Here is a 21,859-nt window from a genome sequence, read left to right as displayed (position 1 = left end):
CTCTTGCCTTAGGGCTGTTTTAAAAAACTCGAAAAGAAAGTGATGAGCATGATAGAAGAGAAGATATATAAGGGAACCACAACAATAGGTCTGGTTTGTAAGGACGGAGTAGTGATGGCCACCGAAAAAAGAGCCACAATGGGAAACTTCATTGCCAGCAGAAGGGCCAAGAAAATATACCAGATAGCAGACAGGATGGCAATGACCACAGCGGGAAGTGTGGGAGATGCACAGTTCCTCGCAAGGATCATCAAGATTGAAACCAACCTCTATGAAATCAGAAGAGAAAGAAAGCCAACTATAAGGGCAGTTGCCACCCTCACCTCCAATCTGCTCAACTCCTACCGCTACTTCCCCTACCTTGTACAGCTCCTCATCGGCGGACTGGATTCCGAGGGGATGGGAATTTACTCAATTGATCCAATTGGCGGTGCAATCGAAGAGAAGGACATCGTAGCAACGGGGAGCGGAAGCCTCACAGCATACGGAGTGCTGGAAGACAGATTCACACCCGAAATGAGTGTGGATGATGCACTGGAACTCGCCATAAGGGCAATATACTCAGCAATGAGGAGAGATTCTGCATCAGGAGACGGAATTGACGTTGTAAAAATTACCGAGTCTGAGTACTACCAGCTTACCCCAGAAGAAGTAGAGGAAATCTTGGCAAAGTTCAGGAAGTAGAATGTCGAAGTATCTGGACGAGATTAGAGAAAAGGTAAAGGAGTATCTCCCGAGAAGCGTAAGGGTAAAGTCAATAGAGTTTGAGGGTCCTCAACTGGTTATCTACGTCGAGAACCCTCAGGAACTGGCAGAAGTAGACATAGTCAAGAAGCTCGCCAAAGATTTGAGAAAGAGGATAATTATCAGGGCCGATCCCAAGTCCCTGAAACCTCCTGAGGAGGCAAAAGAGGTAATAATGCGAATTGTACCCGAAGATGCCAGAATATCAAACATCTTTTTTGATGAGGAGAATGGAGAGGTAATTATTGAGGCTGAGAAACCCGGAGTTGTAATTGGAAAGCAGGGCTCCACCTTCAGAGAGATAATGAAGGCAGTGGGATGGAGTCCCAGAGTCGTCAGAACCCCGCCAATTAAGTCAAAGATAATAGAAAACATACGGAACTATCTCCTCAGCGTAAGAGAGGAGAGAGCCGAGACTCTGAGAAGAATCGGAGAGAGGATACACCGCGGAATACTCATGGAGGACAAGTGGGTAAGAGTGACATTCCTGGGTGGGAGCAGAGAGGTCGGAAGGAGCTGCTATCTTCTGCAGACTCCTGAGAGCAGGATTCTTATCGATTGCGGTGTGAATGTCAGCAATTTATCCAGTACTCCCTATCTCTACGTTCCCGAAGTCCAGCCGCTCGATGCTCTGGATGCGGTTGTGATAACTCATGCCCATCTTGACCATTGCGGACTCATACCTTTGCTCTACAAGTACGGATACAGGGGTCCGATTTACCTCACCCCGCCCACCAGAGACCTCATGGTGCTGCTCCAGCTTGACTTCCTGGAGGTCGCTGCGAGGGAGGGAGGGACTGTACCTTACAATTCCAACCTCATCAGAGAGGCTTTGAAGCATACAATAACCCTCGACTACGGCGTTGTTACGGACATAAGCCCCGATATACGGCTAACATTCTACAACGCTGGACACATCCTGGGCTCTGCGATAGCCCACTTTCACATTGGTGAGGGGCACTACAACATAGCATTTACGGGTGATTTTAAATTCGAGAAGACGAGACTTTTCGACAGAGCAGCCACGAACTTTCCGAGACTTGAAGCCCTTATTATGGAGGCCACCTACGGAGGCTCGAACGATGTTCAGCCGTCAAGGAGGGATGCGGAGGAAAAGCTCATCGAGGTGATAAACAGAACCCTGGACAGGGGTGGGAAAGTTCTCATTCCAACGTTTGCCGTTGGAAGAAGTCAGGAGGTCATGATCGTTCTGGAGGAGGCGATGAGAGAGGGGAAGCTGCGAGAGGTCCATGTATACCTGGACGGTATGATATACGAGGCGACAGCAATTCATACGGCATATCCTGAGTACCTGAATTCCCACCTGAGGGATCTGATTTTCTACCACGGCATAAACCCGTTCATAAGCGAGAATTTCGTCAGAGTTGACTCATCGTCGAAGAGAGAAGAGGTAATAACCGACCCATCTCCGTGCGTTGTGATAGCCACCTCCGGTATGCTCAATGGCGGACCGGTGATGGAGTACTTCCGCCATCTGGCAGGGGATGAGAGGAATACAATAGTCTTTGTGGGTTATCAGGCGGAGGGAACTCTGGGAAGAAAAGTTCAGAAGGGTTGGAAGGAGGTTCCATTCCCGGTCAACGGAAGAAGAGAAGTCGTGGAAGTTAAAATGGAGGTCGAGACCGTGGATGGATTTTCAGGACACTCTGACAGAAACCAGCTTATCAGATACATAAGGTACCTGCAATCAAAGCCAGAAAAGGTCGCAACAGTGCACGGAGATGAGTCAAAGTGCATAGACCTCGCATCGAGCATTTACAAGACGTACAGAATTGAAACCAGAGCACCTCTTAATCTGGAGACGATAAGGTTTGCCTGATCTGACACACGGCTCTGTTGGTTAAAAGTTTGATCGCTAAATCTATATTCCCCTAAGTGTAGTTGTAATATGAAGAGGATTCTTGTTTGCCCGGTTTGCAAGTCAAAGGATGTGGAGCTGGACACCGGCGGATACACCGGCAAGTATTACTGCAAAAACTGCGGATATATCGGAAGCTTTGTGCTTGAAATGACAGAGGGTGAGTACAAGGAACTGCTGGAAGAGAAGAGATTTGAAAGGAAAGAAGATGACAGAACGAAACCAAAGGGTGTTAGGGAGGATTGAATCAAAATTTATATGCCTTTCTCAACCAAGAAGCCTATGGAAGAAATTGCCGCACATGTAAAGGCCGGAAAGCCGGTAATGATTCTTGACCGTAAAAGCGCTATTTGCATTCCTGCCGAAGTGATTACCGGAGAGTTAATCAATTTCATGATGAAAAACTGCGATGAGATTCGTTTAGCCCTCCCGTGGGGCAAAATTCTATCTCTCGGCCTCAACAGATTCAGATTTCAGAATGGAAATCTCATTCCCATAGACCCGAAGCTCGACAAGATATCGGCTGAGGATAGGGCCGGGTTTATCAGAGACCTTGTCAGCGGGAAGATCAGGGAAATTCAGTATCCGGGCAGGATTTTTGTCGAGGAAACTAAAGAAATGGGTGTGCTCGAGAGGCCGGGAATGGCTGAAGCCTGTGTGGACCTCGCAAGAATGGCCGGATTCAGACCTTCCGCCGTTTACGCCCCCCTCATGACGGCTGAAGGTGGGGTTGCGAGCGAGGAGTACGCCCTTAAGTTTGCCGAGAAGAACAACATCCCGGTTTTCAGGATTAAGGACATGATCGAGTTCAGGATAAGATCCGAGAAAATCGTAGAGAGGGTTGTGGAAGCCACGTTACCAACAAAGTTTTACGGGATATTCAAGGCTGTAGGATACAAGACCCCTCTTGGAGAAATAGTGGCCCTTGTGCGAGGAGACGTGAGTGAGGGCAACGTTCTGGTAAGAATCCACTCCGAGTGTCTGACAGGCGATGTATTTCACTCCCTACGATGCGATTGCGGAGATCAGCTTGAGAATGCACTTAAGATGATAGACAGAGAGGATAAAGGTGTGGCCATATACATGAGAGGGCATGAGGGAAGAGGAATAGGCCTGATAAACAAGCTCATGGCCTACAAACTTCAGGAGGATGGAATAGACACCGTCGATGCAAACATAGAACTTGGATTTCCACCGGATTTGAGGAGCTACGGCGTTGCTGCCCAAATTTTGATGGATCTAGGGGTCAAAAACATCAGACTTCTGACCAACAACCCCTTGAAAATCGAGGAGCTCAGAAAATACGGATTCGATGTTGTGAGAGAGCCCATTGAGATCGAACCCTGTGATGTGAACCTGCCCTACCTGAAGGCAAAAAAGGACAAGATGGGCCACATGATATGTTTCAACGACTGAGGTGTGACTGCGGAGCGGAGCTGCGCTCCCCTACCCAATTTTGTCTGTTTTGCGGAAAAAGAAATGCTTTGGGCTGTGGAATTCACGTTTCCAGGTTGAGGGCAACAGTCCTGCTTGTGGGAAAGTACGGAAACGAGACGATGAGTTTCAGAAGATACGATGATGATGTATCTTTAAGGAATTTATACGAGGTTATCGCCGAAAAAATCTACGACAGGAGGGTTGAGGACATCTACATCTCCGGAAGTGAGGTAGAACTTATAGACGAGGCGCTCGAGTTCCTCAGACCCTTTCTCTATCCATTCTCCATATCAACAACCGACACGTTCAGTGATGAAAAGGAATTCTTCTCGAGGCTTGAAAAAACTCTCAGAACAAAGATCAGACTTAAAACTGTAGACACGGCACCGGAGGATAAAATTCACGGCAGCCATTCCACGATTATTGGAGGACGGGAGGGGTTAAACCTTATACTTTCACTCGCCAAGTCACCTTACGTGAAAAAGATAGTACCGGGAGTTATTGAGGGGAACGCCACCTCTGCAGGGGGAGGTGTGAAATTAAAGCTAACCAGGAGCGATGATAAGGGCAATCTCAGGGCCCTGCTGATCGACGGATCCTCAGTTCAGCAGGTTCATGTCATCACCACTGCCTCATCGAAAGAGGAGGGCGAAACGGTTATGAGAATTCTGAGCGGACTCGTTCACAGCTCGCAGAACCCGTAAAAATTTAAATTCGTTCTACACCAGATACCTTGAGAACCCCGTTCTCCAGGCATTTTCCGCCTTCTCCAGATCAACGCTGAATGTGCCGCAGTTTATTGCAGAGCCCTCGCTGTAACCAATCAGCTCAGCCTTTAACCCTTTAGACCTGAAGAACTCGACGTACTCTTCTGCCTCTTCTTTATCCACCTCGGAAATCCACCTCGTGTTGGATTCCGAGAACAGCTCTATGAAGCTCAGGTTTCTGACCGCCTCAAAGCCAATCCCCCTCCCAAAGCACATCTCCGCTATGCAGACTGCCAGACCACCCATGCCGACATCATGGCAGGCCGTAACCCTAAATCTTCTGAATGACTCAAGCATCGCATCAGTGTAAGCCCTCAGCCTTTCGGGAGAAGTTCTGGGAACCCTGTGACATTTCTGACCCATCACGACAGAATAAAGGCTTCCGCCAAACTCCTTTTCTGTCTCTCCAACAAGAATTACCGCACCATTTCCCTTGAAATCGCTCGTTACGGTCTTTCTGGTGTCCTCCACCAGTCCGATGCCAAGAAGTGACGGAGTGGGTGCGACAGCACCGTAAGGTGTCTCGTTGTAAAAGCTGACATTCCCGCTAACGCATGGAATTGCCGTCCCCCTGGCCATCCACCCAATGGCCCTGACACACTCAACAAACTCCCCCATTCTTTCAGGCTTTTCTGGATTACCGAAGTTCAGACAGTCGTTGAAGGAATGAGGAACGGCGTTGACGGCAACAAGATTTCTCACCATCTCATCGAAGGAGCTTGCGGCACCCCAGTAGGGGTCCACTTTGCACATCCAGGGATTGACGTCAGCGGTTATCGCCAGCCCCTTCCAGGATCTTGTCGGCTTTATCACGGCAGCATCTCCGTGAGTCTCAAAGTTCATTCTGCCCTGCAATGGTTTAAGAACGGTAGATGCCCTCACCTCATGGTCGTACTGTCTAACGATCCACTCTTTGAACGCCACGTTTGGATGGGAGAGCATCTTCAAGAAGGTCTTAACATAATCCACCGGAGGTTCAATTTCTTCGTGAAGCTCCTTTTCGGGCTTTTTTGAAGTGTACGGGCGGCAGTATTCCGGTCCTGCAGTAACAAACTCGGTATCCATCTCGTAGATTTTGTATCCCATGTAAAAGATCCTGGTGACCTTCTCCCCAATCACCCTGCCAACGACTGTTGCCGGTACATCCCACTTCTGGAAGATGTAAAGAACCTCGTCAATGTGCTCCGGCCTTACCGTTAGCATCATCCTCTCCTGACTCTCTGAAATCCAGATCTCCCAGGGAGCCATACCCTCCTCCTTCAGCGGAACCTTGTCCAGGTAAACCTCAGCCCCGTAGCCAGCGGCAAGAGCCATCTCCCCGATTACGCAGCTCAACCCACCTCCACCCAGATCCTTCATTCCGGTCAGCAACCCCTTTTCGACGACCTCAAGGCAGGCGTGAATGAGGGGCTCCTTCATGATCGGATTTCCGAGCTGTACAGCACCTCTCGCCTCTTCCTCGCTCTTTTCATCAAGCTCCGCAGAGGCAAAGGTTACGCCATGAATGCCATCTCTCCCCGTCTTCCCCCCCACAAGGACGAAAATATCACCCACTCCACCTGCCCTGCTGTGTATGATTCTGTCCTTTCTCACTATTCCAACGCATCCAACGTTAACAAGGCAGTTCGTGAGATAGGAGTCATCGAAAAATACCATCCCCGCAACTGTGGGGATGCCAACCCTGTTGCCGTAGTCTCTTATGCCCGCCACAACACCCGCCAGCAGATACTGCGGATGCTTGACTCCTTTTGGAAGTTTATCATGGGACACATCAAGGTTACCGAAAAATAGTGGATCGATCAACGCCACTGGTTGAGCGCCCATGCAAAGAACGTCTCTCAAAATTCCACCAACTCCGGTTGCAGCCCCACCGTAGGGCTCGATGGCTGAGGGATGATTGTGGCTTTCGAAAGCTGTAACGTAGGCATACTCGTCATCAAACTCAACAACTCCCGCATCCTCCTCTATGGCTGAGATTACGTAGTCCGCCTTGGAAGCGTCAAGCAGGTACTGTCTGAGGTAGTACTTCGAGCTTTTGTAGCAGCAGTGCTCGCTCCACGCCTGGGCGAGGCTCTGAAGTTCGATGTCGTATGGATTTCGCCCCTTCTTTCGGAAGTACTCTTTAATCCTCTTCATTTCGTCTACGTTTAATGCCAGTCCAAGTTCTTCACTTATCTTTTCAAGCTGCCCGTCACTCGCTTCCAGAATCTGGATCTCGTAAAGCTCGAATGGGACATCAACCCTTTTGTACATGGTCTCACTCTCTCCACTCAATTCTGTACCTTTGAATAACCGGATTTGCAAGCAGCTTTTCGCACATCTCTGCTATCTCTCTCTCCGCATCATCTTTGCTTCTTGCCTCTATATCCAGACGAAAAACCTTAACAGTTGACACCTTTTTAACTCTCTTAAATCCAAGCAATCTCAGCGCTTTAAGCGTCGCCTCACCTTCGGGATCAGCAACACCCTCTTTGAGTTCGATGTAAACGTCAGCAATCATGAGAGATTCTTGCACGTTCAACTTTAAAAAATGAGCGATAGAGGTCGGCTGTGGAACGGTTGGAAAAAACTCAATTGATGCAAAAATACCAGATAGTCTCCGGTATCTTTCATGTATTATGCGGCTGCTGGGACTGAACCTCGAGTACCTGAAAGCATTCTCGCTATTTTTCACTTTCTGCAGCAGCTATCCCGGAGGCTTCAACCCAATTTTTTAAAAAACTATTTTTACAATTCCACAGAAACTGGGGTATGGAACTGAAATTCGATGAGAGAGGTCTGATCCCTGTCATCACTCAAGATGTAAAAACAAAAGAGGTCCTCATGCTGGCCTACGCCAACAGAGAGGCTGTTGAATTAACCCTGAAAACCGGATACGCTCACTACTGGAGCAGGAGCAGGAAAAAGCTGTGGAAAAAGGGTGAGAGTTCCGGAAACGTTCAGAAGGTTGTTGAAGTTAGATACGATTGTGATTGTGATGCTCTGCTCTACCTGGTTGAGCAGAGAGGTAATGCCTGTCATACGGGAAACTACTCATGCTTTTACAGGAGGTTGGATCATGAAGTACGCTGTTGATACAAGTGTTGTGATTTCGGGTAGGATATCCAGAATGCTGGAAAGTGGTGAGATTAAGGGAACGATAATAATCCCTGAGGCCGTAATCGCCGAACTAGAAGCACAGGCCAATTTTGGAAAGATGACCGGCTTTCAGGGACTGAGCGAGGTGGAAAAGATAGTAAAGTTCGCTCAAGACAGGGGTTTTGAGGTCATATTTGCCGGTGAGAGACCAAAGCTCGAACACATCCGTCTTGCAAAAGGAGGCGAAATTGACAACCTCATAAGAGAGGTTGCCGCTGAATTTGACGCTGTTCTGATCACATCGGATAGGGTTCAGCATCTGGTTGCAAGGGCAAAGGGAATAAACACAATTTACGTCAGACCGAAAGTTATAAAGCCGGAAGAAACAAAAATCATGTCCTTTTTCACACCAGACACCGCAAGCGTCCATCTGAGGGAGGGGGTGCCGCCCTACGCAAAGCGAGGAAAAATTGGTGACCTTAAACTCGTGAAGCTTGGTGACAGGCCGATGAGCTACGAAGAACTGAACGAGATAGCCAGCGAGATACTTGAGGCTGCAAGACAGGATGAGGACAGCAGCATTGAGATTGAAAGAAGGGGAGCAACGGTTGTCCAGCTTAGGGAACTGAGAATTGCAATCGCCGAAAGGCCGTTCGCCGACAGGATGGAGATAACGGCTGTAAGGCCGATAGCCCAAGTTTCAATTGACGAGTACGGAGTTAGTGAGGAACTGAAGAGGAGGATCGTGGAGAGGCAGAGGGGGATACTCATCGCCGGCCCACCCGGAGCCGGAAAATCCACTTTCGCTGCGAGCGTTGCGAACTACCTTCTTAAAAACGGCTATGTGGTCAAGACGATGGAGAGCCCGAGGGATTTGATGGTGAGTGATGAAATCACACAGTATGCCCCGCTTGAAGGAGACATGTCACTCACATCCGATATTCTGCTTCTTGTAAGGCCTGATTACACGATTTATGACGAGTTGAGGAGGACCTCCGACTTTCAGGTATTTTCCGATATGAGGCTTGCTGGTGTGGGAATGATTGGGGTAACACATGCAACGAGGGCCGTTGACGCCATACAGAGGATGATCGGCAGGGTCGAGCTGGGGATGATCCCACAGGTTGTTGATACGGTTGTTTTCATCGAAGCCGGAAAGATCGTCAAGGTTTACGAGCTGAGCTTCACCGTAAAGGTTCCGACGGGCATGTTGGAGGCGGATTTGGCGAGACCGGTTATAGAAGTCAGGGACTTCGAAACCAAAAAACTCGAGTTTGAAATTTACACCTACGGGGAGCAGATTGTGGTGATGCCCATTGAGTCAGATGAGAAGCTCAAAGCCGCTCTTGAAGAGAAGATAGGCCGATACATCGACGACTTTGAGGTGGAGCTTGCCGGCAGAAAAGCGGTGGTTAAGGTGCCTGAAAGAGCTATATCCACCCTTATTGGAAGAAAGGGGAAAAGAATCAAGACAATTGAGGAGGAACTGCAGCTTTCCATTGATGTCGTTCCAAAGGAAATGAGTGGCGAGTTTGATGCGGAGGTTGAGGAGACCGGGAAACACTATGTGATCCAGGCGAAGGGACTGGAGGGGAAAACCGTCGACGTCTATGCAGGAGAGGAGTACCTTTTCACGGCTCTTGTGAGCAGAAAGGGATGGATAAGGATAAGGAAAGATAAGGAGGGTGGAAAGAGCTTAAGGCTTGCCCTCGCAAAAGGGCAGCCGATTAAGCTCAGGGTGATAGGTTGAGATATTTTTTCGGAGTCATATTCATCCTATCCGCTCTACTGGCACTTGCCGCAACGCCGAAGTATGAAGAAGCAGGGATGGTTGTTTTTGAGAATCCATCAGACGTGTCCAACTCCATGCTCTACTTCGGACTCATAATAGCCTTTACAGCATTCATACTTCTCGCTGTACGGTACTCGGTAATTTTAAAGGCCGTGATATACTTCCTCACGTTTATATCAATCTTCTATGTTCTGTCCCCCTTTGTTGGAATCTTCTCCATTTTAATTTCAATTGCTATTGTCGTCTTTCTTGCAAAGAAGCCACACTGGTTGCTGATAAACGCGGCAGCTCTGATGCTCGCAGCCGGAATAACTGCGATCTTCGGAATAAGCCTTGAACCTCTACCTGTCATTCTTTTGCTTACGGTTCTCGCAGTATATGACATAATCTCGGTCTACAGAACCAAACACATGATAAGTCTTGCCGAGTCTGTCACAGCTATAAACGCTCCAATGCTCTTCATCATCCCAAAAAAGGATGGTAACGCCTACATGGGTGTGGGAGACGTTGTCATGCCGAACATCCTGGTGGTTTCTGCCCAAGCTTTCTCGAACTCTCCCGAACTGGGGTTTATAAAGTTAACAGCTCTTTTCTCACTCCTTGGCGGTTTTATCGGCCTCATGCTGCTGCTCTATATAGTAGAGAAGAGGGGTGGTGCGCATCCCGGTTTGCCATTTGTGAACTTCGGAGCCATAGTCGGATTTGGTTTGGGGCTGCTGTTGTCGCACTAAACAGCTTTTCAACCTGTTAGGTTCAGACTGAAGGCGCTTGTCTTTTATGTCGACAGTTAACTGACTGTAAACGTAAACGTTTTCGTTTTAGTTTCGGTCCCTACAACATACTGAACCGTCACACTAAGCACCTCACCATGCATATTCGCATTGAAGAGGCCTCCAAAATAATAGAACTCATACAAGTAGAAGGTAGCAGTGGAGTTTCTACCGACTACCGCATTGGTTCCGCTGTTCTCGTTACCGTCAACACCGAGGTCAACAGTTGCAGGTATGCTCACGCCGCCGTAATAGTCCACATAGCTGGGTATGGTGGCATCAACGTATATTTCCGCATACTTAGGCTTGTTATTTGCTCCGTAATCCAGCGAATCGTCCAAGTAGTCTATGAAGGAAAAGGACGTATCTATTGTGATTTTGTCGATAACGACCTCTGTCGGGTAGCGGTTTGTTACGCTGAATATCACCCCTCCGTCAGCATCATAGAACACTGGACTGTCGGGCCCATCATCGGCAATTGCATCGTTATTGTAAACCAGATCCCCAACGTAAACGATCACCCTTGTTGTATTCGTAAGTCCGTCGTTATCCGTAACCCTCAAACCAACCGTATGACTGCCCCAAGTTGAAAAGGTGTAGGTCACAGTTTGTCCAACAGCGTCACCATAGCTGCCATCCCCATCAAGGTCCCATTCATAGCTCACTATGCTGCCATCAGGGTCATAGCTCGATGAAGCATCGAAAGTTATGGTTTCACCGACAGACGGATACGAAGGACTGTACGTAAATGCAGCAACTGGATATTTTGTTGAAATGTTCACAACAAGATTGAGAATTGCGGAGCATCCGCCGTAATATGCCAGAAGTTTCGCATTTCCGGAATCGGTGGCAGTAAGATTTATCCAGGCACGCCCATTTTGGTCTGTTTCTGGATTTGACCCAGAAACTTTGACGACGCTCTGGTTATCCACACTTAACGTGAGCAGGGCGTTTTCCACCGCATTTCCATTGTATTTCAACTCAACCTCAAAAATTCTGCTCTCATTTTTCTTGGTATTCCACGTGTAGCTACTACCATCCAGCCACTGCAGTTCAAAATTACAGGTTTGACCGGTTGCAGGGTTTACGTTTATTGTAAATTCTGTGGAGTTGCCACATCCTGAAAAGCGCACGATGTTTAGTCCGCTGGCCACGGCATTGAAGTACGTCCAAACAACTCCATTTTTGTCAGTATATACCTCCCGATTTGGATTTTCGGCCGTTGCAGGCTGAAACGTAATCTCTACCGGATATTTTCTAACGGGATTTCCCAATCTGTCCACCACTCTGGACGTGAGCGTTAGAGTATCACCCTGAGTGACTTCGAGGTCTCTTTCAGTTACATTGACTATGCTGCATGGAAAAAGTGGTTGGAAGCTGGGTGTCCTGGTGGACAGTCCGACGTAAAGTAATGAGACCGTGACGTTGGTTTCATTTACTTTCAGAATTCTTCCTTCTCTCGTTACATTCAACCCTTCACTTTTCAGCTTTTCCTCCCACCAAGATGCCGTTTCTTCATTTGCAGATTCGAAGGTCAGATTGAGCGTGCGATAGAACTTCTCACCTCCATACGAGATCGGATCGATGACTAATGTTACCGGTTTGTTGGAAGAAAAGGATTTGAAGGTTGTGTTTAGCAGCAAAATCTCTATTTTATCTTTCGTCCATGAAATACCACCATAATCTACCACATGCGAGTTCTGAAGTTTTAGAAGAGCTGCATGTTCCAAATAAAAAATAGTTGATGATAGATAATGGTAGCCTGTCTTGAATGCAATACCCATGGATGGATACGACTTTCCATTGATGGTCACATTTAACTCGTAGGCCTCAACCGTTGTAAAGGCGGATGGCGGATTGACCAGCAGAGGGCGTTGCGGATACACAACACCCGTATCCACAACAACCTTCCCCGATTCGCAATTGCTCAACATTACCTCAAGGGTCCTGAGTTCATCCACAATCCTTTGTGAGTGTTTAATCTCCACCTCCCTGTTCCACTCAGGCACGAAACTTGACTGCAGCAGAGCGATATAACCTACAATTATACCGAAAAGGAGAATGAAAGCTATCAATGGTGCAACTCCTTTATCGTTCAGCATGAGTTCTCCGCTCCTACCGACACCGTTGGCATAATTTCAACGTATTTCCTGCCATATATGAGGTCCTGGTGAGCTGCAACCCACGCAATTTTTTCTGTAGTATGAGGTCCATCCCAGCCTGCCGGTTCCTCAACGGCGACCTCAAATCCATTCGAATTCACATTGCGCGTTACAGCGTACGCGGAGTTCCACCCATCTTCACTTACCAACTGAGCTACGACAGAGGGAATTGTTGAATAGCTGCGTGTGAAAAATATCTGAGAGAACTTATCCGTGATCGAATCTGACGTCTGTCTGGCCTCAAGACTGTTAAGCGAATCATAACCCTGCCCTATGGCGGCATAGGCAATAGTACCTCTAAGACTGCTCGGAGGATAGCTGTTGTCATCCATCTCAATCTGGACCTGGAAACCTGTCGAACTAACTCCTTTAACCCTCGCATAAACATCCTCATACTGAGTATTGCCTCGCTTTGCTGGTCCCTGCAAATCTGCCAGCACGGCTGGAGATCCACTAAAGGGAGCGTTCAGACTGACCGTGGTGTACGTTCCCTTCCCGTTCATGCTCCCTACCTCTGCAAGCAAATCGTACCCGATGTAGTAGACCCCCTTCTCAAGAACAATATAGGAGACGTCCGTCTCTGTTATCGTACCATCCCCACTAGGTGACTCCACCTGCTTGATGGTGAAAGAGTCCTGAGAAACGGACGTGATGAGGTGATGCTGAGCCGCTGTGGTTCCACTTCTGTACTCACCCGGATCAAGTTTCGGAACGGCAAACACAACCGGATCAGAGTAGACGTTCTGCAGGTTCACAGTTTTTTCCACACCGCCTACCGACACAACACCCGCCTCGCCAACAACATCAAATGTATTTATGCTGTTCGGAACGGAGAACGGGCTGCCGTAATACATTCTGATGGTGGTTACCCCATTACTTGGGATGTAAGGAACCTTGACCCAGATTTTCAGATTCGATGTTCCACACGTCCCCTCCACAATCCACCTGTCAAGCCTCTGACTGCCGTTGTAGAAAACTATGTCCGAGCAATCACTCTGTGTGTAATTCAGATTTTGTGAGTTGAGAGTTATCAGAACCTGAAAGTTATACAGATCTCTGTTGACGTTATTCTGAATCTGGATATCTCTGTAGTACATCCACCCCGCAGGACATACGCCTGCACCTGCATTTATGACAGTTATTTTGAGAACTGCAACACTACCACCTGCTGACGCTATTAGGTTTACAGTTCCATTTTTCAGAGGTATAACTGTAACTGCCAGTTCTCCATTGGAATCTGTTAAACCACTATCCGGCATAAATGATATGACGCTTGTATTATCGGCTGCAATGTCAACGTTAACGTTACTTATTGCTGTTCCGGAATATGTCACCCTCACTCTGAACTCCTTAACCCCCTCAATCGACGCATCCAGGGTATAGTTGTCTCCCACATCCCAAGTTACAGAGAAAATTCCGGTCGAAGTAGGTTTTTCCAGCACCTCAACTGTATAGGTAACGCTGCCGACACCTGTGGAGAACACTATGGTGTGGGTTCCGGCCTCAAAGGCCTGGTAGTAGTACCACAGCTCCCCTCTCTCGTTTGTGTTCGCCCTTAAAGCAATATTGCCATCAACACTCACCGTAACTTCAGCACCCTCAACTGGGTTCCAGTATTCATCCACAACCCTGACACCGAGAGGAACAGTAACTCCCTGATAGACAACATAAGAGGGGGCTGACAGCTTCAGCACTTTCGCAGGTTGAGGCTTCTCATTCACCTCTACCTCCCCGGAAGCTGTAGCATAAGCTTCAAGGTAAACTATCGAAAGTCTCACATTGCTGGTCCTAACCTCAACAGTATTGCCCGTTCTTGACACATTGCTGCTACCGTAAATTGAAGCAAGAGTCGAATTCCACCATTCAGCCGTCCTCTCGCTGTAACACTCAAACGTTATCGTACCCGAATATCTCTGCACTCCTCCGTACGAAATCGGATAAACCACGAGGTTAACATTACCGGTTGTGGCAAAAGACTGAAAGGTGGCATTTACCAGATATATTACAATTCGATCTCTCGAAAAAGAGCTCTGACCTGAGTCCACAACAAAACTGGAACTCTCAATCTTGAAAACCGCCGAATGCTCGTATACTAATTCTGGAGAAGGGGAGTAAAAATAGTTGGGCCTGAAAACAATGGCAGAGGTTGTGTAATTCCCAATACCGGATATATTAACACTCAGAACCTTGCTGCTCACAGTACCGGACCCCTTTGATGGGGAGAGCAAAACGTAATAATTTGGATATCTCACTCCTGCATCCACTACAACCTTCGCAGGGTTCCCGGTTGAAGCAGCTATGGAGATGCTTTCACTTAAATCTGCGATTTCATAGCTCAATTCATCCATATGTTTTGCCTCAACAGCCCTGTTCCATGCAGGAACCAACTGGGCCTGCATAACACCAATTAATCCCATAATAATCGCCAGAAGCAAAACGAATCCGATCAGCGGAGAGACTGCTTTGCTGTCCATTCGATAATAATTGTTGTCATTACAATAAAAAATTTATCCTAACCCCCACTCACAGGCGGAAAGATTGCCACAACATCTCCATCATTCAGTGAGTAACCGAGATCCCCTCTCACGTTCCTGCCATTTACCATGATGTGAACATAATCCCTCAGCGTTCCACCCTCGTAGAACATTTCTCCGAGTTGGGGAAACCTCTCGACAAGGCTGTCCAGTACATCCTCTACCCTCTCCCCCTCTAACTCAATCTCCTTCACTCCAGCAGCCTCTCTGAAGTTGGCAAACAGCTTAACCTTTACCCTTGCCATATTCATCAACATACTCCCTTATCCTCTCCATTGCCTCCTTCAGCTTGTCGAACTTAACGGCAAAGGCCAGCCTTACATAACCCTCTCCACACTCTCCAAACGCATTTCCGGGTACAACAGCAACGTTCTTTTTCATCAGAAGGCCTTCAGCGAACTCCTCACTCGACATTCCAGTCGAAGAAATATTCGGAAAGGCATAAAACGTTCCATCCGGTCTCTTAATCTCAAAAATTTCGCTGAGTTTCTTGTAAACGAAATTTCTTCTTCTCATGTACTCCGCCCTCACCCTATCCACTTCATCGAGACTTTTCAAAGCTTCAACAGCCCCTATCTGACCTGTGATGGGTGCGCATAGCATGCAATACTGGTGTATCTTGAGCATTCCGGCAAATATGTCAGGTGGTGCGATTACGTATCCGATCCTCATTCCGGTCATTGCAAAAGCCTTTGAAAAACCGTTGAATATGACAACCCTATCCTCCATACCGTTGAGAGATGCAAGGGACACATGCTTTCCGGTATAGGTAAGCTCAGCATAGATTTCATCTGACAGGATGATTAAATCCAACTCATTTGCCGCATCTGCAATTTCTTCAAGCTCCTTCTTTGTATAGCTGACACCCGTCGGGTTTGATGGGTAGTTGAGAATAAGAATTTTCGGCTTAGAATCGGCGTATTCCATGAGTATTTCGTACGTGAGCTTGAACTCAGGAATGGTTGGAATCGTTACCGCCTCACCTCCACAGATCTCGACCAGAGGTTTGTAACTCACGTAACACGGTTCGGGGATCAGGGCAACGTCTCCCGGCTCGATCAGAGTCCTGATGGCAAGGTCCACACCTTCGCTGACACCCGAAGTTATCAGCACCTGTTCCGGAAGAGCTTTAACACCAAATCTTGTGTAGTATTCGGCAATCCCCTCTCTCAACTCAGGCAGTCCGAGATTTGAAGTGTAGGACGTGTAACCCTTCTCCAAGGAGTAGATCATCTCCTCCCTTATCCTCCATGAAACAGGAAAATCGGGTTCTCCCACACCAAGGGATATTATATCATCCCTTCCTACAACTAAGTCGAAAAATCTCCGTATTCCCGACGGTTTCAGCTCATCAACCCTTTTCGCAACTCTACGGGACAAAGGCAAGCCTCCTGTCTTCCTCATCGCTAAACAGATTTACGCCCTCCTCTTTGTAGGTTCTCAGAACAAAATGTGTGAACGTATCACGAACCTCAGGAATCGTGGAAATCTTTTCTGCAACAAAAAACGCAACATCTTTCAGACTCTTTCCCCTGACAACAACCTGAAAGTCGTACTCACCGCTCACAAGTCTCACCGCATGAACCTCGGGAAACTTCGCTATTCTCTTGGCAATATCATCATAACCTCTTTCTCTTGTGAGAGAAACCTTAACGTTTATTAAAGCATAAACAAAATCCTCCTGAACCTTTTCCCAGTCAACAATCGCCTTGTATTTGAGCACCACTCTCTCATCCTCGAACTTCCTCACAATCTCCTCAACCCTTTCAACAGGCAAAGCCAGAACTTCCGCTATTTCCTCGTTGCTCATCCTGCTGTTTTCTTCCAGCATTTTCAGGACTTCTAACTCTTCGCTGTCCACGAATTCGGTTAAATGTTAGTGTATTTAAAGATACTCCCAAAACAAATTTATATATGTCAACCTCGATTATTGGCTAGATGCTTGACACAATAAAAATGCCCGATCTTGCAAAAGAGCTGGCAGTCAGCAAAACTGATGTACTCATCATTTTGCTCCTATTTTCATGTGGGGTTGTAGCTTACATCATAAACATCTACGATCCGGCATTTGAGCCGCTTTTCCTCGCCCTTGTTTTCGGAATAATAGCCGGAAACATACAGGATGATGAAAAAAAGAAGTCGACAGCCGAGAAATCTCTGGCGGTTCTCCTGCCAGTCGGTATAACGCTCTACGGACTTAATATCAACATCCCCTATCTGGGTGAATTCAAGCCGGAGGTTGTCGTGGCAACATTGTTCGTTGCATCAATAATTTTTATCTCAATTATCTGGCTTTCAAAGCTGCTCAGAATTAACAAACAGTTTTCTCTCCTTCTTGCATGTGGAAGCAGTATCTGTGGTGTTTCGGCAATAGCCATAATCTCCCCTCTACTGAAACCGAGAAAAGAAGATTTTTCGGCTGCAATTATGATCATAACCGCTGTTGGACTAACCGGAGCAATAATATATCCGGGGATTGCGCATTTTACTGGTATAACCCCAGAAGATTATGCAGTTCTCGCCGGAGCAACGCTACACCAGACCGGACTTGTCAAAATTTCCTCCCAGTTTCTTGGTGTCGAGAACGAGGCACTGGCTGTGAAGGGGATAAGAATTGCAATGATAGCCCTTGTCGCACTCATCCTGTCAATAATGTACTCTGAAAGCCGGTTTTATGTCCCGTGGTACGTTGTCAGCTTTCTGGGAGTTGCCCTCTTTGCCACAACCTACCTGCCCAGCGAGATTGTCGAAACTCTCAGGCCTGTGGCAACAGTGGTTTTCTCAACAACCCTTGCTGCCATCGGGTATACCGTAAACCTCAGACGGGTGCAGAGAGTAGGAATCAGACCTCTGCTCGTCGCATACGGTGGGTGGGGTATTGGAGTTGCGGTACTGGGACTGCTAATGGGGAGTGGTGTCGTATGAGGCTGTTCGGTAAATTCTTACTGCTGCTTCTTTTCATTTCCGCTTTATCCCTCGCACTGGGAATTTCAGTTGTTGAAATAAGTGGAATTGACGTTTCCCATTACATCTATGTTTCCATAGTGATCGCAATAGTAGCACTGTTCGTGGCGGGCAGCATTCTCGAGCCGATCGAAAGGATGAATGAGGCATTCAGAAAGGTTGTCTCCGGTGAGCTTGACCGGGTTAAGGTCGAAACGGGAGACGAATTTGAAGAACTGGCAAGAACATTTAACTGGATGGTCGAAGAGCTTGAACGGGAAAGAAAATCGCTCAAAGAGAGCGAAGAAAGATTTAGAAGTGTTGTGGAGGAGATTGATGGCTGGTTGTTTGAGCTTAATGAAAATTACGAGATCACATACACAAGTCCTAATGTAAAAGACTATATGGGTTATTCGGATGAAGAAATCACCGGAAGAAAGATAACTGACGTTGTTGAGAGCTTTCCAATCGAAAAGCTCGAAAAAGAAAATAAGTTTGAGTTTGAGTTTCTGGGACTCAACGGCACCCTCCATTCTTTTGAGGTGACTGTAAAGAGGGCAAACGGTATATACAGATGTTTTGCCAGAAATATCAGTCACAGAAAGAGAATAGAAAGAGAACTGGCCTTTTTCAGAGAAATTCTAGAGCATTCGGTTGATGCCATTGTGATTCTGGACACGGACAGCAGGATAATGGTATGGAACAGAGGGGCAGAAATGATGTTTGGATACTCTGCTGAAGAGGCGATTGGTAAACCCCTAACATTTCTGCTGCCGAGAGAGCAGTGGGAGCAGTGCAGGAGAAACTTCAGGAAAGCCGTTCTGGAGGGACACGTAAAGGACATAGAATCCCTGAGAATAAGAAAAGACGGGAGCACGCTCATCGTGGATCAGACCCTCACAAGCATCTACGACTCCTCAAATGAGCTCGTCGGGTTCGTGGCCATTATGAGAGACATAACCAGAAGGAAAAAGGCGGAAATTGATCTCAAAAATACCTGTGAAGAACTGGAGAGAAGAACCAGAGAAATTCTCGAGGTTCAGAAAGAGCTCATGCATCTGGCCAATATTGTTGAGAATTCCAACGATGCAATTTACTCAGTAAACATGGACGGTGTGATCACAAGCTGGAACAGAACTGCAGAGAAGCTTTTTGGATGGACCAAAAGCGAGGCAATTGGAATGAACTCTTCTGAACTACTTCCGGACGAAATAAAAAGCGAAACAGAGTTCATAATCAGAAGATTGAGGAGTGGTGAGGAGGATTTGAGATTCGAAACGCGCAGACTCAGGAAAGATGGCAGAGTTATTGATGTTGAGGTTACGATCTCACCGCTGTTTGATGAGCAAAGAGAACTCACAGGTTTCTCAGTAATATCACGAGATGTTTCACTTAAAAAGGAGAGCGAAAGAGAAGCAGAGAGAAGAATGCTCAAATATGAGGTCGAAAAAGGCAGGGTTTACTTTGCCGAAAGTTTCGATCTGGCCGTTGATGTGATAAACGATCTGATAAAATGCGGGTACACTGGAAAGGTGATCAGCAGAAGATATCCTGAGCTGATTGGTGTTCATGAGGACAACCATCTCATGCTGGCAGAAAGAAGGAAAGAGAGAACTCTTGAACCGGATCCTGAGAAAATCTACAGAGAGATAGTCAACATGCCCGGCTGGAAAAACGCTGTACTGCTCGATCTCGACTACCTTTTGCTAAAAAGAAATTTTGAAGAAGTATACGAGCTTCTGCAAAAGCTGAAAGATGTCTTCTTTGTTCTGAACAAGGGTGTTCTTGTTGTTGTATCCGACAGCGATTTGATAGGTGAGAATGAAATGAAACTTCTGAGGATGGAGTGCGCTGTAATCAAGGCCAAGGACATTGAGCTGCCGAACGAAATTTTCGATGTGCTGAGATACATCTACTCCAAAAACAGAATGGGGATCAGACCCTCGATAAAGGATGTGATGTCCAATTTTAACATAACAAGAAATACTGCCAAAAAAAGGATCACACACCTTATAGATAAGGGGCTAATTAAAATTATTAAAGATGGAAGATTGAAGACTCTGGAGGTCACAGATGAGGCAAAGGAGATGTTGAGGGCGGTCTGACGCTATTTGACGCTTTTTTTGACGATATTCTAATATTTATTAAAATCCGAGTTATGAATGTGGGATTCGTTGGTTGGAAGCGAGGTAGTTGAGAGGTGGTAGAATGGGTGATGAGAAAAAGTGTCCGAAATGTGGAGAATCAATGGCAAAACTCGAAGATCTCTGGAGATGCGCCGCATGCGGTTTCGAGGAAGAGATCAGGGTCGAAGTGGTAAGAGGATGGCAGACTCTCTGGAAAACAGAGGACTGGTGGGCAGTGTGGATGGCCTTCATCGTAATCATACTGGCGGCGGCACTGTACTACACAGGAGGCACACTCAAACCACTGGCGGTATATCCCCCCAAGTGGAGCTTTACACCTGAGGGATATGCAATACTGGGGCAGCACTTTGCAGCAAAGGCAGGGTGGTACTTCGCCAACTTCATCTTCTGGCTGGTGGTGTTCACAATAAGCAGTGCGATTCTGGGATTCAAACCTAGCGAGTTTGTGCCTGCGTTCATCTTCGTGTATATATTCTCTGTATTGATAGCCGTGTTTTCAGCAAACGAAACAGCGCACCACTACAACCTGGAAGCGCCACTGTTCGCACTGATCGTGGGTCTGGTTATAGGCAACATGAACATACTGCCGAGGTGGATGGATGCGGGGTTCAGAGTGGAATACTATATTAAGACCGGTATCGTCCTGCTCGGTGCGACGCTGCCGTTCACCCTGATCATATACGCCGGACCAGTGGCCTTCATACAGGCGACGGTAATAGCGGTTTCAACATTCGTGACAATATACCTCGTAGGAACGAAGGTTCTGGGAATGGACAGGCGCTTTGCATCGGTACTTGGAGCTGGAGGAGCTGTCTGTGGTGTTTCGGCATCAATTGCGATGTCGGCTGCGGTTAGGGCCAGAAAAGAGCATGCTGCAATGGGTATCACCACGGTCATCGTCTGGGCCATAATCATGATCTTCGCACTTCCGCTCATCAGCAGAGCTCTTGTCCTCCATCCGGGTGTTGCGGGAGCGTGGATCGGAACGTCTGAGTTTGCAGATGCAGCAGGATTTGCTGCGGCTGCTGCGTATGGCAGCATATTCGCCAACTTACCGCCAAACGCCATTGTTTTCGGAACAGGACAGACCGTTGCGCAGGCAATCGCTCATGCAAAGTCTCTTGGCGTTGATGTTGATGACATAGCCATCAGAACCTTCACACTGATGAAGGTTATAGGCAGAGATATCTGGATCGGTCTCTGGGCCTTCGTGATGGCGATCATTGCCACAACAAGGTGGGAAGTGGAGGAAACCGGGCAGAAACCGTCAGCAATGGAGATCTGGTGGAGATTTCCAAAGTTCGTCCTCGGTTTCTTCGTGGCATCTCTGTTCATAACCATCCTGACAGTCGGAGTGCCGATGGATGTCTACACAAGCCAGATGAAACCTCTGCTCGTCGCACCGATAAAAACAATGAGAACATGGACGTTCATATTCACGTTCTTCAGCATTGGTCTTACAACGAGATTCAGAGAGCTTGCTGCAACGGGCAAGAATCCGTGGATCGCATTCTCCTCAGGAGCAATAGTGAACGTCATACTCGGAGCCCTGATGTCGATCTTCGTGCTCGGCTGGTACTGGTCAACAGCAGGCTGGGGCGGCTGA

At 47.4% G+C, this 21,859-nt stretch carries 18 protein-coding genes; 11 read left to right on the top strand and 7 right to left on the bottom strand.

Annotation, left to right across the window (positions count from 1 at the left end):
- Nucleotides 1-48: 48 nt before the first annotated feature.
- The 5 genes from psmB (at nucleotide 49) to JFQ59_RS07990 (ending at nucleotide 4,764) form a co-directional block, all read left to right on the top strand.
- Nucleotides 49-684: an archaeal proteasome endopeptidase complex subunit beta gene (gene psmB / locus JFQ59_RS08010; protein WP_230972399.1), complete on the top strand. Its 636-nt coding sequence runs from the start codon at nucleotides 49-51 to the stop codon at nucleotides 682-684.
- Between the two features lies 1 nt (nucleotide 685).
- Nucleotides 686-2,584, top strand: a complete 1,899-nt coding sequence (locus tag JFQ59_RS08005) for a beta-CASP ribonuclease aCPSF1 (protein WP_202319901.1) — start codon at nucleotides 686-688, stop codon at nucleotides 2,582-2,584.
- Nucleotides 2,585-2,653: 69 nt separating this feature from the next.
- Entirely contained in the window at nucleotides 2,654-2,869 is a 216-nt protein-coding gene (locus JFQ59_RS08000) for a TFIIB-type zinc ribbon-containing protein (RefSeq protein WP_202319900.1), read from the top strand.
- A 36-nt stretch (nucleotides 2,870-2,905) separates the two neighbouring features.
- Complete coding sequence (ribA, locus tag JFQ59_RS07995; RefSeq protein ID WP_202319899.1) at nucleotides 2,906-4,039, top strand: GTP cyclohydrolase II; 1,134 nt, start codon at nucleotides 2,906-2,908, stop codon at nucleotides 4,037-4,039.
- Nucleotides 4,040-4,107: 68 nt separating this feature from the next.
- Complete coding sequence (locus JFQ59_RS07990) at nucleotides 4,108-4,764, top strand: DUF2103 domain-containing protein (protein WP_230972398.1); 657 nt, start codon at nucleotides 4,108-4,110, stop codon at nucleotides 4,762-4,764.
- A 15-nt stretch (nucleotides 4,765-4,779) separates the two neighbouring features.
- Here the strand turns inward: JFQ59_RS07990 and purL are convergent, their stop codons facing one another.
- Both purL and purS read right to left on the bottom strand, forming a co-directional pair.
- Nucleotides 4,780-7,080: a phosphoribosylformylglycinamidine synthase subunit PurL gene (purL, locus tag JFQ59_RS07985; RefSeq protein ID WP_202319898.1), complete on the bottom strand. Its 2,301-nt coding sequence runs from the start codon at nucleotides 7,078-7,080 to the stop codon at nucleotides 4,780-4,782.
- Nucleotides 7,081-7,084: 4 nt separating this feature from the next.
- Nucleotides 7,085-7,327 carry a phosphoribosylformylglycinamidine synthase subunit PurS gene (gene purS / locus JFQ59_RS07980; RefSeq protein ID WP_202319897.1) on the bottom strand — a complete coding sequence of 81 codons (243 nt, stop codon included), beginning with the start codon at nucleotides 7,325-7,327 and terminating at the stop codon, nucleotides 7,085-7,087.
- A gap of 251 nt (nucleotides 7,328-7,578) precedes the next feature.
- Between purS and hisI the strand changes: the two genes are divergently transcribed.
- From hisI to JFQ59_RS07965, 3 genes are read left to right on the top strand one after another with little or no spacing between them, the layout of a single operon-like run.
- Nucleotides 7,579-7,902, top strand: coding sequence for a phosphoribosyl-AMP cyclohydrolase (gene hisI, locus JFQ59_RS07975; RefSeq protein ID WP_202319896.1), 324 nt, complete (start codon nucleotides 7,579-7,581; stop codon nucleotides 7,900-7,902).
- Nucleotides 7,886-9,655 carry a PINc/VapC family ATPase gene (locus JFQ59_RS07970; RefSeq protein WP_202319895.1) on the top strand — a complete coding sequence of 590 codons (1,770 nt, stop codon included), beginning with the start codon at nucleotides 7,886-7,888 and terminating at the stop codon, nucleotides 9,653-9,655. Before hisI ends, JFQ59_RS07970 begins: the two co-directional genes overlap by 17 nt.
- Nucleotides 9,652-10,428 carry a presenilin family intramembrane aspartyl protease PSH gene (locus JFQ59_RS07965; RefSeq protein ID WP_202319894.1) on the top strand — a complete coding sequence of 259 codons (777 nt, stop codon included), beginning with the start codon at nucleotides 9,652-9,654 and terminating at the stop codon, nucleotides 10,426-10,428. The genes JFQ59_RS07970 and JFQ59_RS07965 overlap by 4 nt, the downstream gene beginning before the upstream one ends.
- A 56-nt stretch (nucleotides 10,429-10,484) precedes the next feature.
- On the opposite strand, the gene JFQ59_RS07960 is transcribed toward JFQ59_RS07965, so the two are convergent.
- Genes JFQ59_RS07960 through JFQ59_RS07940 form a run of 5 tightly spaced genes read right to left on the bottom strand, consistent with a single transcriptional unit; the run spans nucleotide 10,485 to nucleotide 17,024 of the window.
- Nucleotides 10,485-12,569 (bottom strand): PKD domain-containing protein, encoded by a 2,085-nt coding sequence (locus tag JFQ59_RS07960; RefSeq protein ID WP_202319893.1) that lies wholly within the window; start codon nucleotides 12,567-12,569, stop codon nucleotides 10,485-10,487.
- The gene (locus tag JFQ59_RS07955; RefSeq protein ID WP_202319892.1) at nucleotides 12,563-15,103 is read right to left on the bottom strand and encodes a DUF2341 domain-containing protein; all 2,541 of its coding nucleotides are present in this window, start codon (nucleotides 15,101-15,103) and stop codon (nucleotides 12,563-12,565) included. Before JFQ59_RS07955 ends, JFQ59_RS07960 begins: the two co-directional genes overlap by 7 nt.
- 38 nt (nucleotides 15,104-15,141) lie before the next feature.
- Nucleotides 15,142-15,414 carry a ubiquitin-like small modifier protein 1 gene (locus JFQ59_RS07950; protein WP_230972397.1) on the bottom strand — a complete coding sequence of 91 codons (273 nt, stop codon included), beginning with the start codon at nucleotides 15,412-15,414 and terminating at the stop codon, nucleotides 15,142-15,144.
- A complete protein-coding gene (locus JFQ59_RS07945; protein WP_202319891.1) occupies nucleotides 15,389-16,567 on the bottom strand; it encodes a pyridoxal phosphate-dependent aminotransferase in 1,179 nt (392 codons plus the stop codon). The genes JFQ59_RS07950 and JFQ59_RS07945 overlap by 26 nt, the downstream gene beginning before the upstream one ends.
- Nucleotides 16,533-17,024 (bottom strand): Lrp/AsnC family transcriptional regulator, encoded by a 492-nt coding sequence (locus JFQ59_RS07940; protein ID WP_202319890.1) that lies wholly within the window; start codon nucleotides 17,022-17,024, stop codon nucleotides 16,533-16,535. Before JFQ59_RS07940 ends, JFQ59_RS07945 begins: the two co-directional genes overlap by 35 nt.
- A gap of 77 nt (nucleotides 17,025-17,101) precedes the next feature.
- On the opposite strand from JFQ59_RS07940, the gene JFQ59_RS12470 reads away from it, so the two are divergent.
- From JFQ59_RS12470 to JFQ59_RS07930, 3 genes are all read left to right on the top strand, one after another.
- Entirely contained in the window at nucleotides 17,102-18,088 is a 987-nt protein-coding gene (locus tag JFQ59_RS12470; protein ID WP_230972396.1) for a YeiH family putative sulfate export transporter, read from the top strand.
- On the top strand, nucleotides 18,085-20,211 hold the full coding sequence (locus tag JFQ59_RS07935) for a PAS domain S-box protein (RefSeq protein ID WP_230972395.1): 2,127 nt from the start codon (nucleotides 18,085-18,087) through the stop codon (nucleotides 20,209-20,211). The genes JFQ59_RS12470 and JFQ59_RS07935 overlap by 4 nt, the downstream gene beginning before the upstream one ends.
- Nucleotides 20,212-20,314: 103 nt before the next feature.
- Nucleotides 20,315-21,859, top strand: coding sequence for a putative sulfate exporter family transporter (locus tag JFQ59_RS07930; RefSeq protein ID WP_230972394.1), 1,545 nt, complete (start codon nucleotides 20,315-20,317; stop codon nucleotides 21,857-21,859).

The organism is Archaeoglobus neptunius (genome assembly GCF_016757965.1).
GTDB classification, from domain to species: Archaea; Halobacteriota; Archaeoglobi; order Archaeoglobales; family Archaeoglobaceae; genus Archaeoglobus; species Archaeoglobus neptunius.
Note: the sequence above shows the minus strand (reverse complement) of the source record. Positions and strands in the feature narration are given on the sequence as shown.

Coding starts and splice junctions, on each gene's coding strand:
- hisI (WP_202319896.1), top strand. CDS start 7,579: ATGGAACTGAAATTCGATGAGAGAGGTCTGATCCCTGTCATCACTCAA.
- purL (WP_202319898.1), bottom strand. CDS start 7,080: ATGTACAAAAGGGTTGATGTCCCATTCGAGCTTTACGAGATCCAGATT.
- JFQ59_RS12470 (WP_230972396.1), top strand. CDS start 17,102: ATGCTTGACACAATAAAAATGCCCGATCTTGCAAAAGAGCTGGCAGTC.
- JFQ59_RS08000 (WP_202319900.1), top strand. CDS start 2,654: ATGAAGAGGATTCTTGTTTGCCCGGTTTGCAAGTCAAAGGATGTGGAG.
- psmB (WP_230972399.1), top strand. CDS start 49: ATGATAGAAGAGAAGATATATAAGGGAACCACAACAATAGGTCTGGTT.
- JFQ59_RS07955 (WP_202319892.1), bottom strand. CDS start 15,103: ATGGACAGCAAAGCAGTCTCTCCGCTGATCGGATTCGTTTTGCTTCTG.
- JFQ59_RS07930 (WP_230972394.1), top strand. CDS start 20,315: ATGGGTGATGAGAAAAAGTGTCCGAAATGTGGAGAATCAATGGCAAAA.
- JFQ59_RS07935 (WP_230972395.1), top strand. CDS start 18,085: ATGAGGCTGTTCGGTAAATTCTTACTGCTGCTTCTTTTCATTTCCGCT.
- purS (WP_202319897.1), bottom strand. CDS start 7,327: ATGATTGCTGACGTTTACATCGAACTCAAAGAGGGTGTTGCTGATCCC.
- JFQ59_RS08005 (WP_202319901.1), top strand. CDS start 686: ATGTCGAAGTATCTGGACGAGATTAGAGAAAAGGTAAAGGAGTATCTC.
- JFQ59_RS07945 (WP_202319891.1), bottom strand. CDS start 16,567: ATGAGGAAGACAGGAGGCTTGCCTTTGTCCCGTAGAGTTGCGAAAAGG.
- JFQ59_RS07970 (WP_202319895.1), top strand. CDS start 7,886: ATGAAGTACGCTGTTGATACAAGTGTTGTGATTTCGGGTAGGATATCC.
- JFQ59_RS07950 (WP_230972397.1), bottom strand. CDS start 15,414: ATGAATATGGCAAGGGTAAAGGTTAAGCTGTTTGCCAACTTCAGAGAG.
- JFQ59_RS07960 (WP_202319893.1), bottom strand. CDS start 12,569: ATGCTGAACGATAAAGGAGTTGCACCATTGATAGCTTTCATTCTCCTT.
- ribA (WP_202319899.1), top strand. CDS start 2,906: ATGGAAGAAATTGCCGCACATGTAAAGGCCGGAAAGCCGGTAATGATT.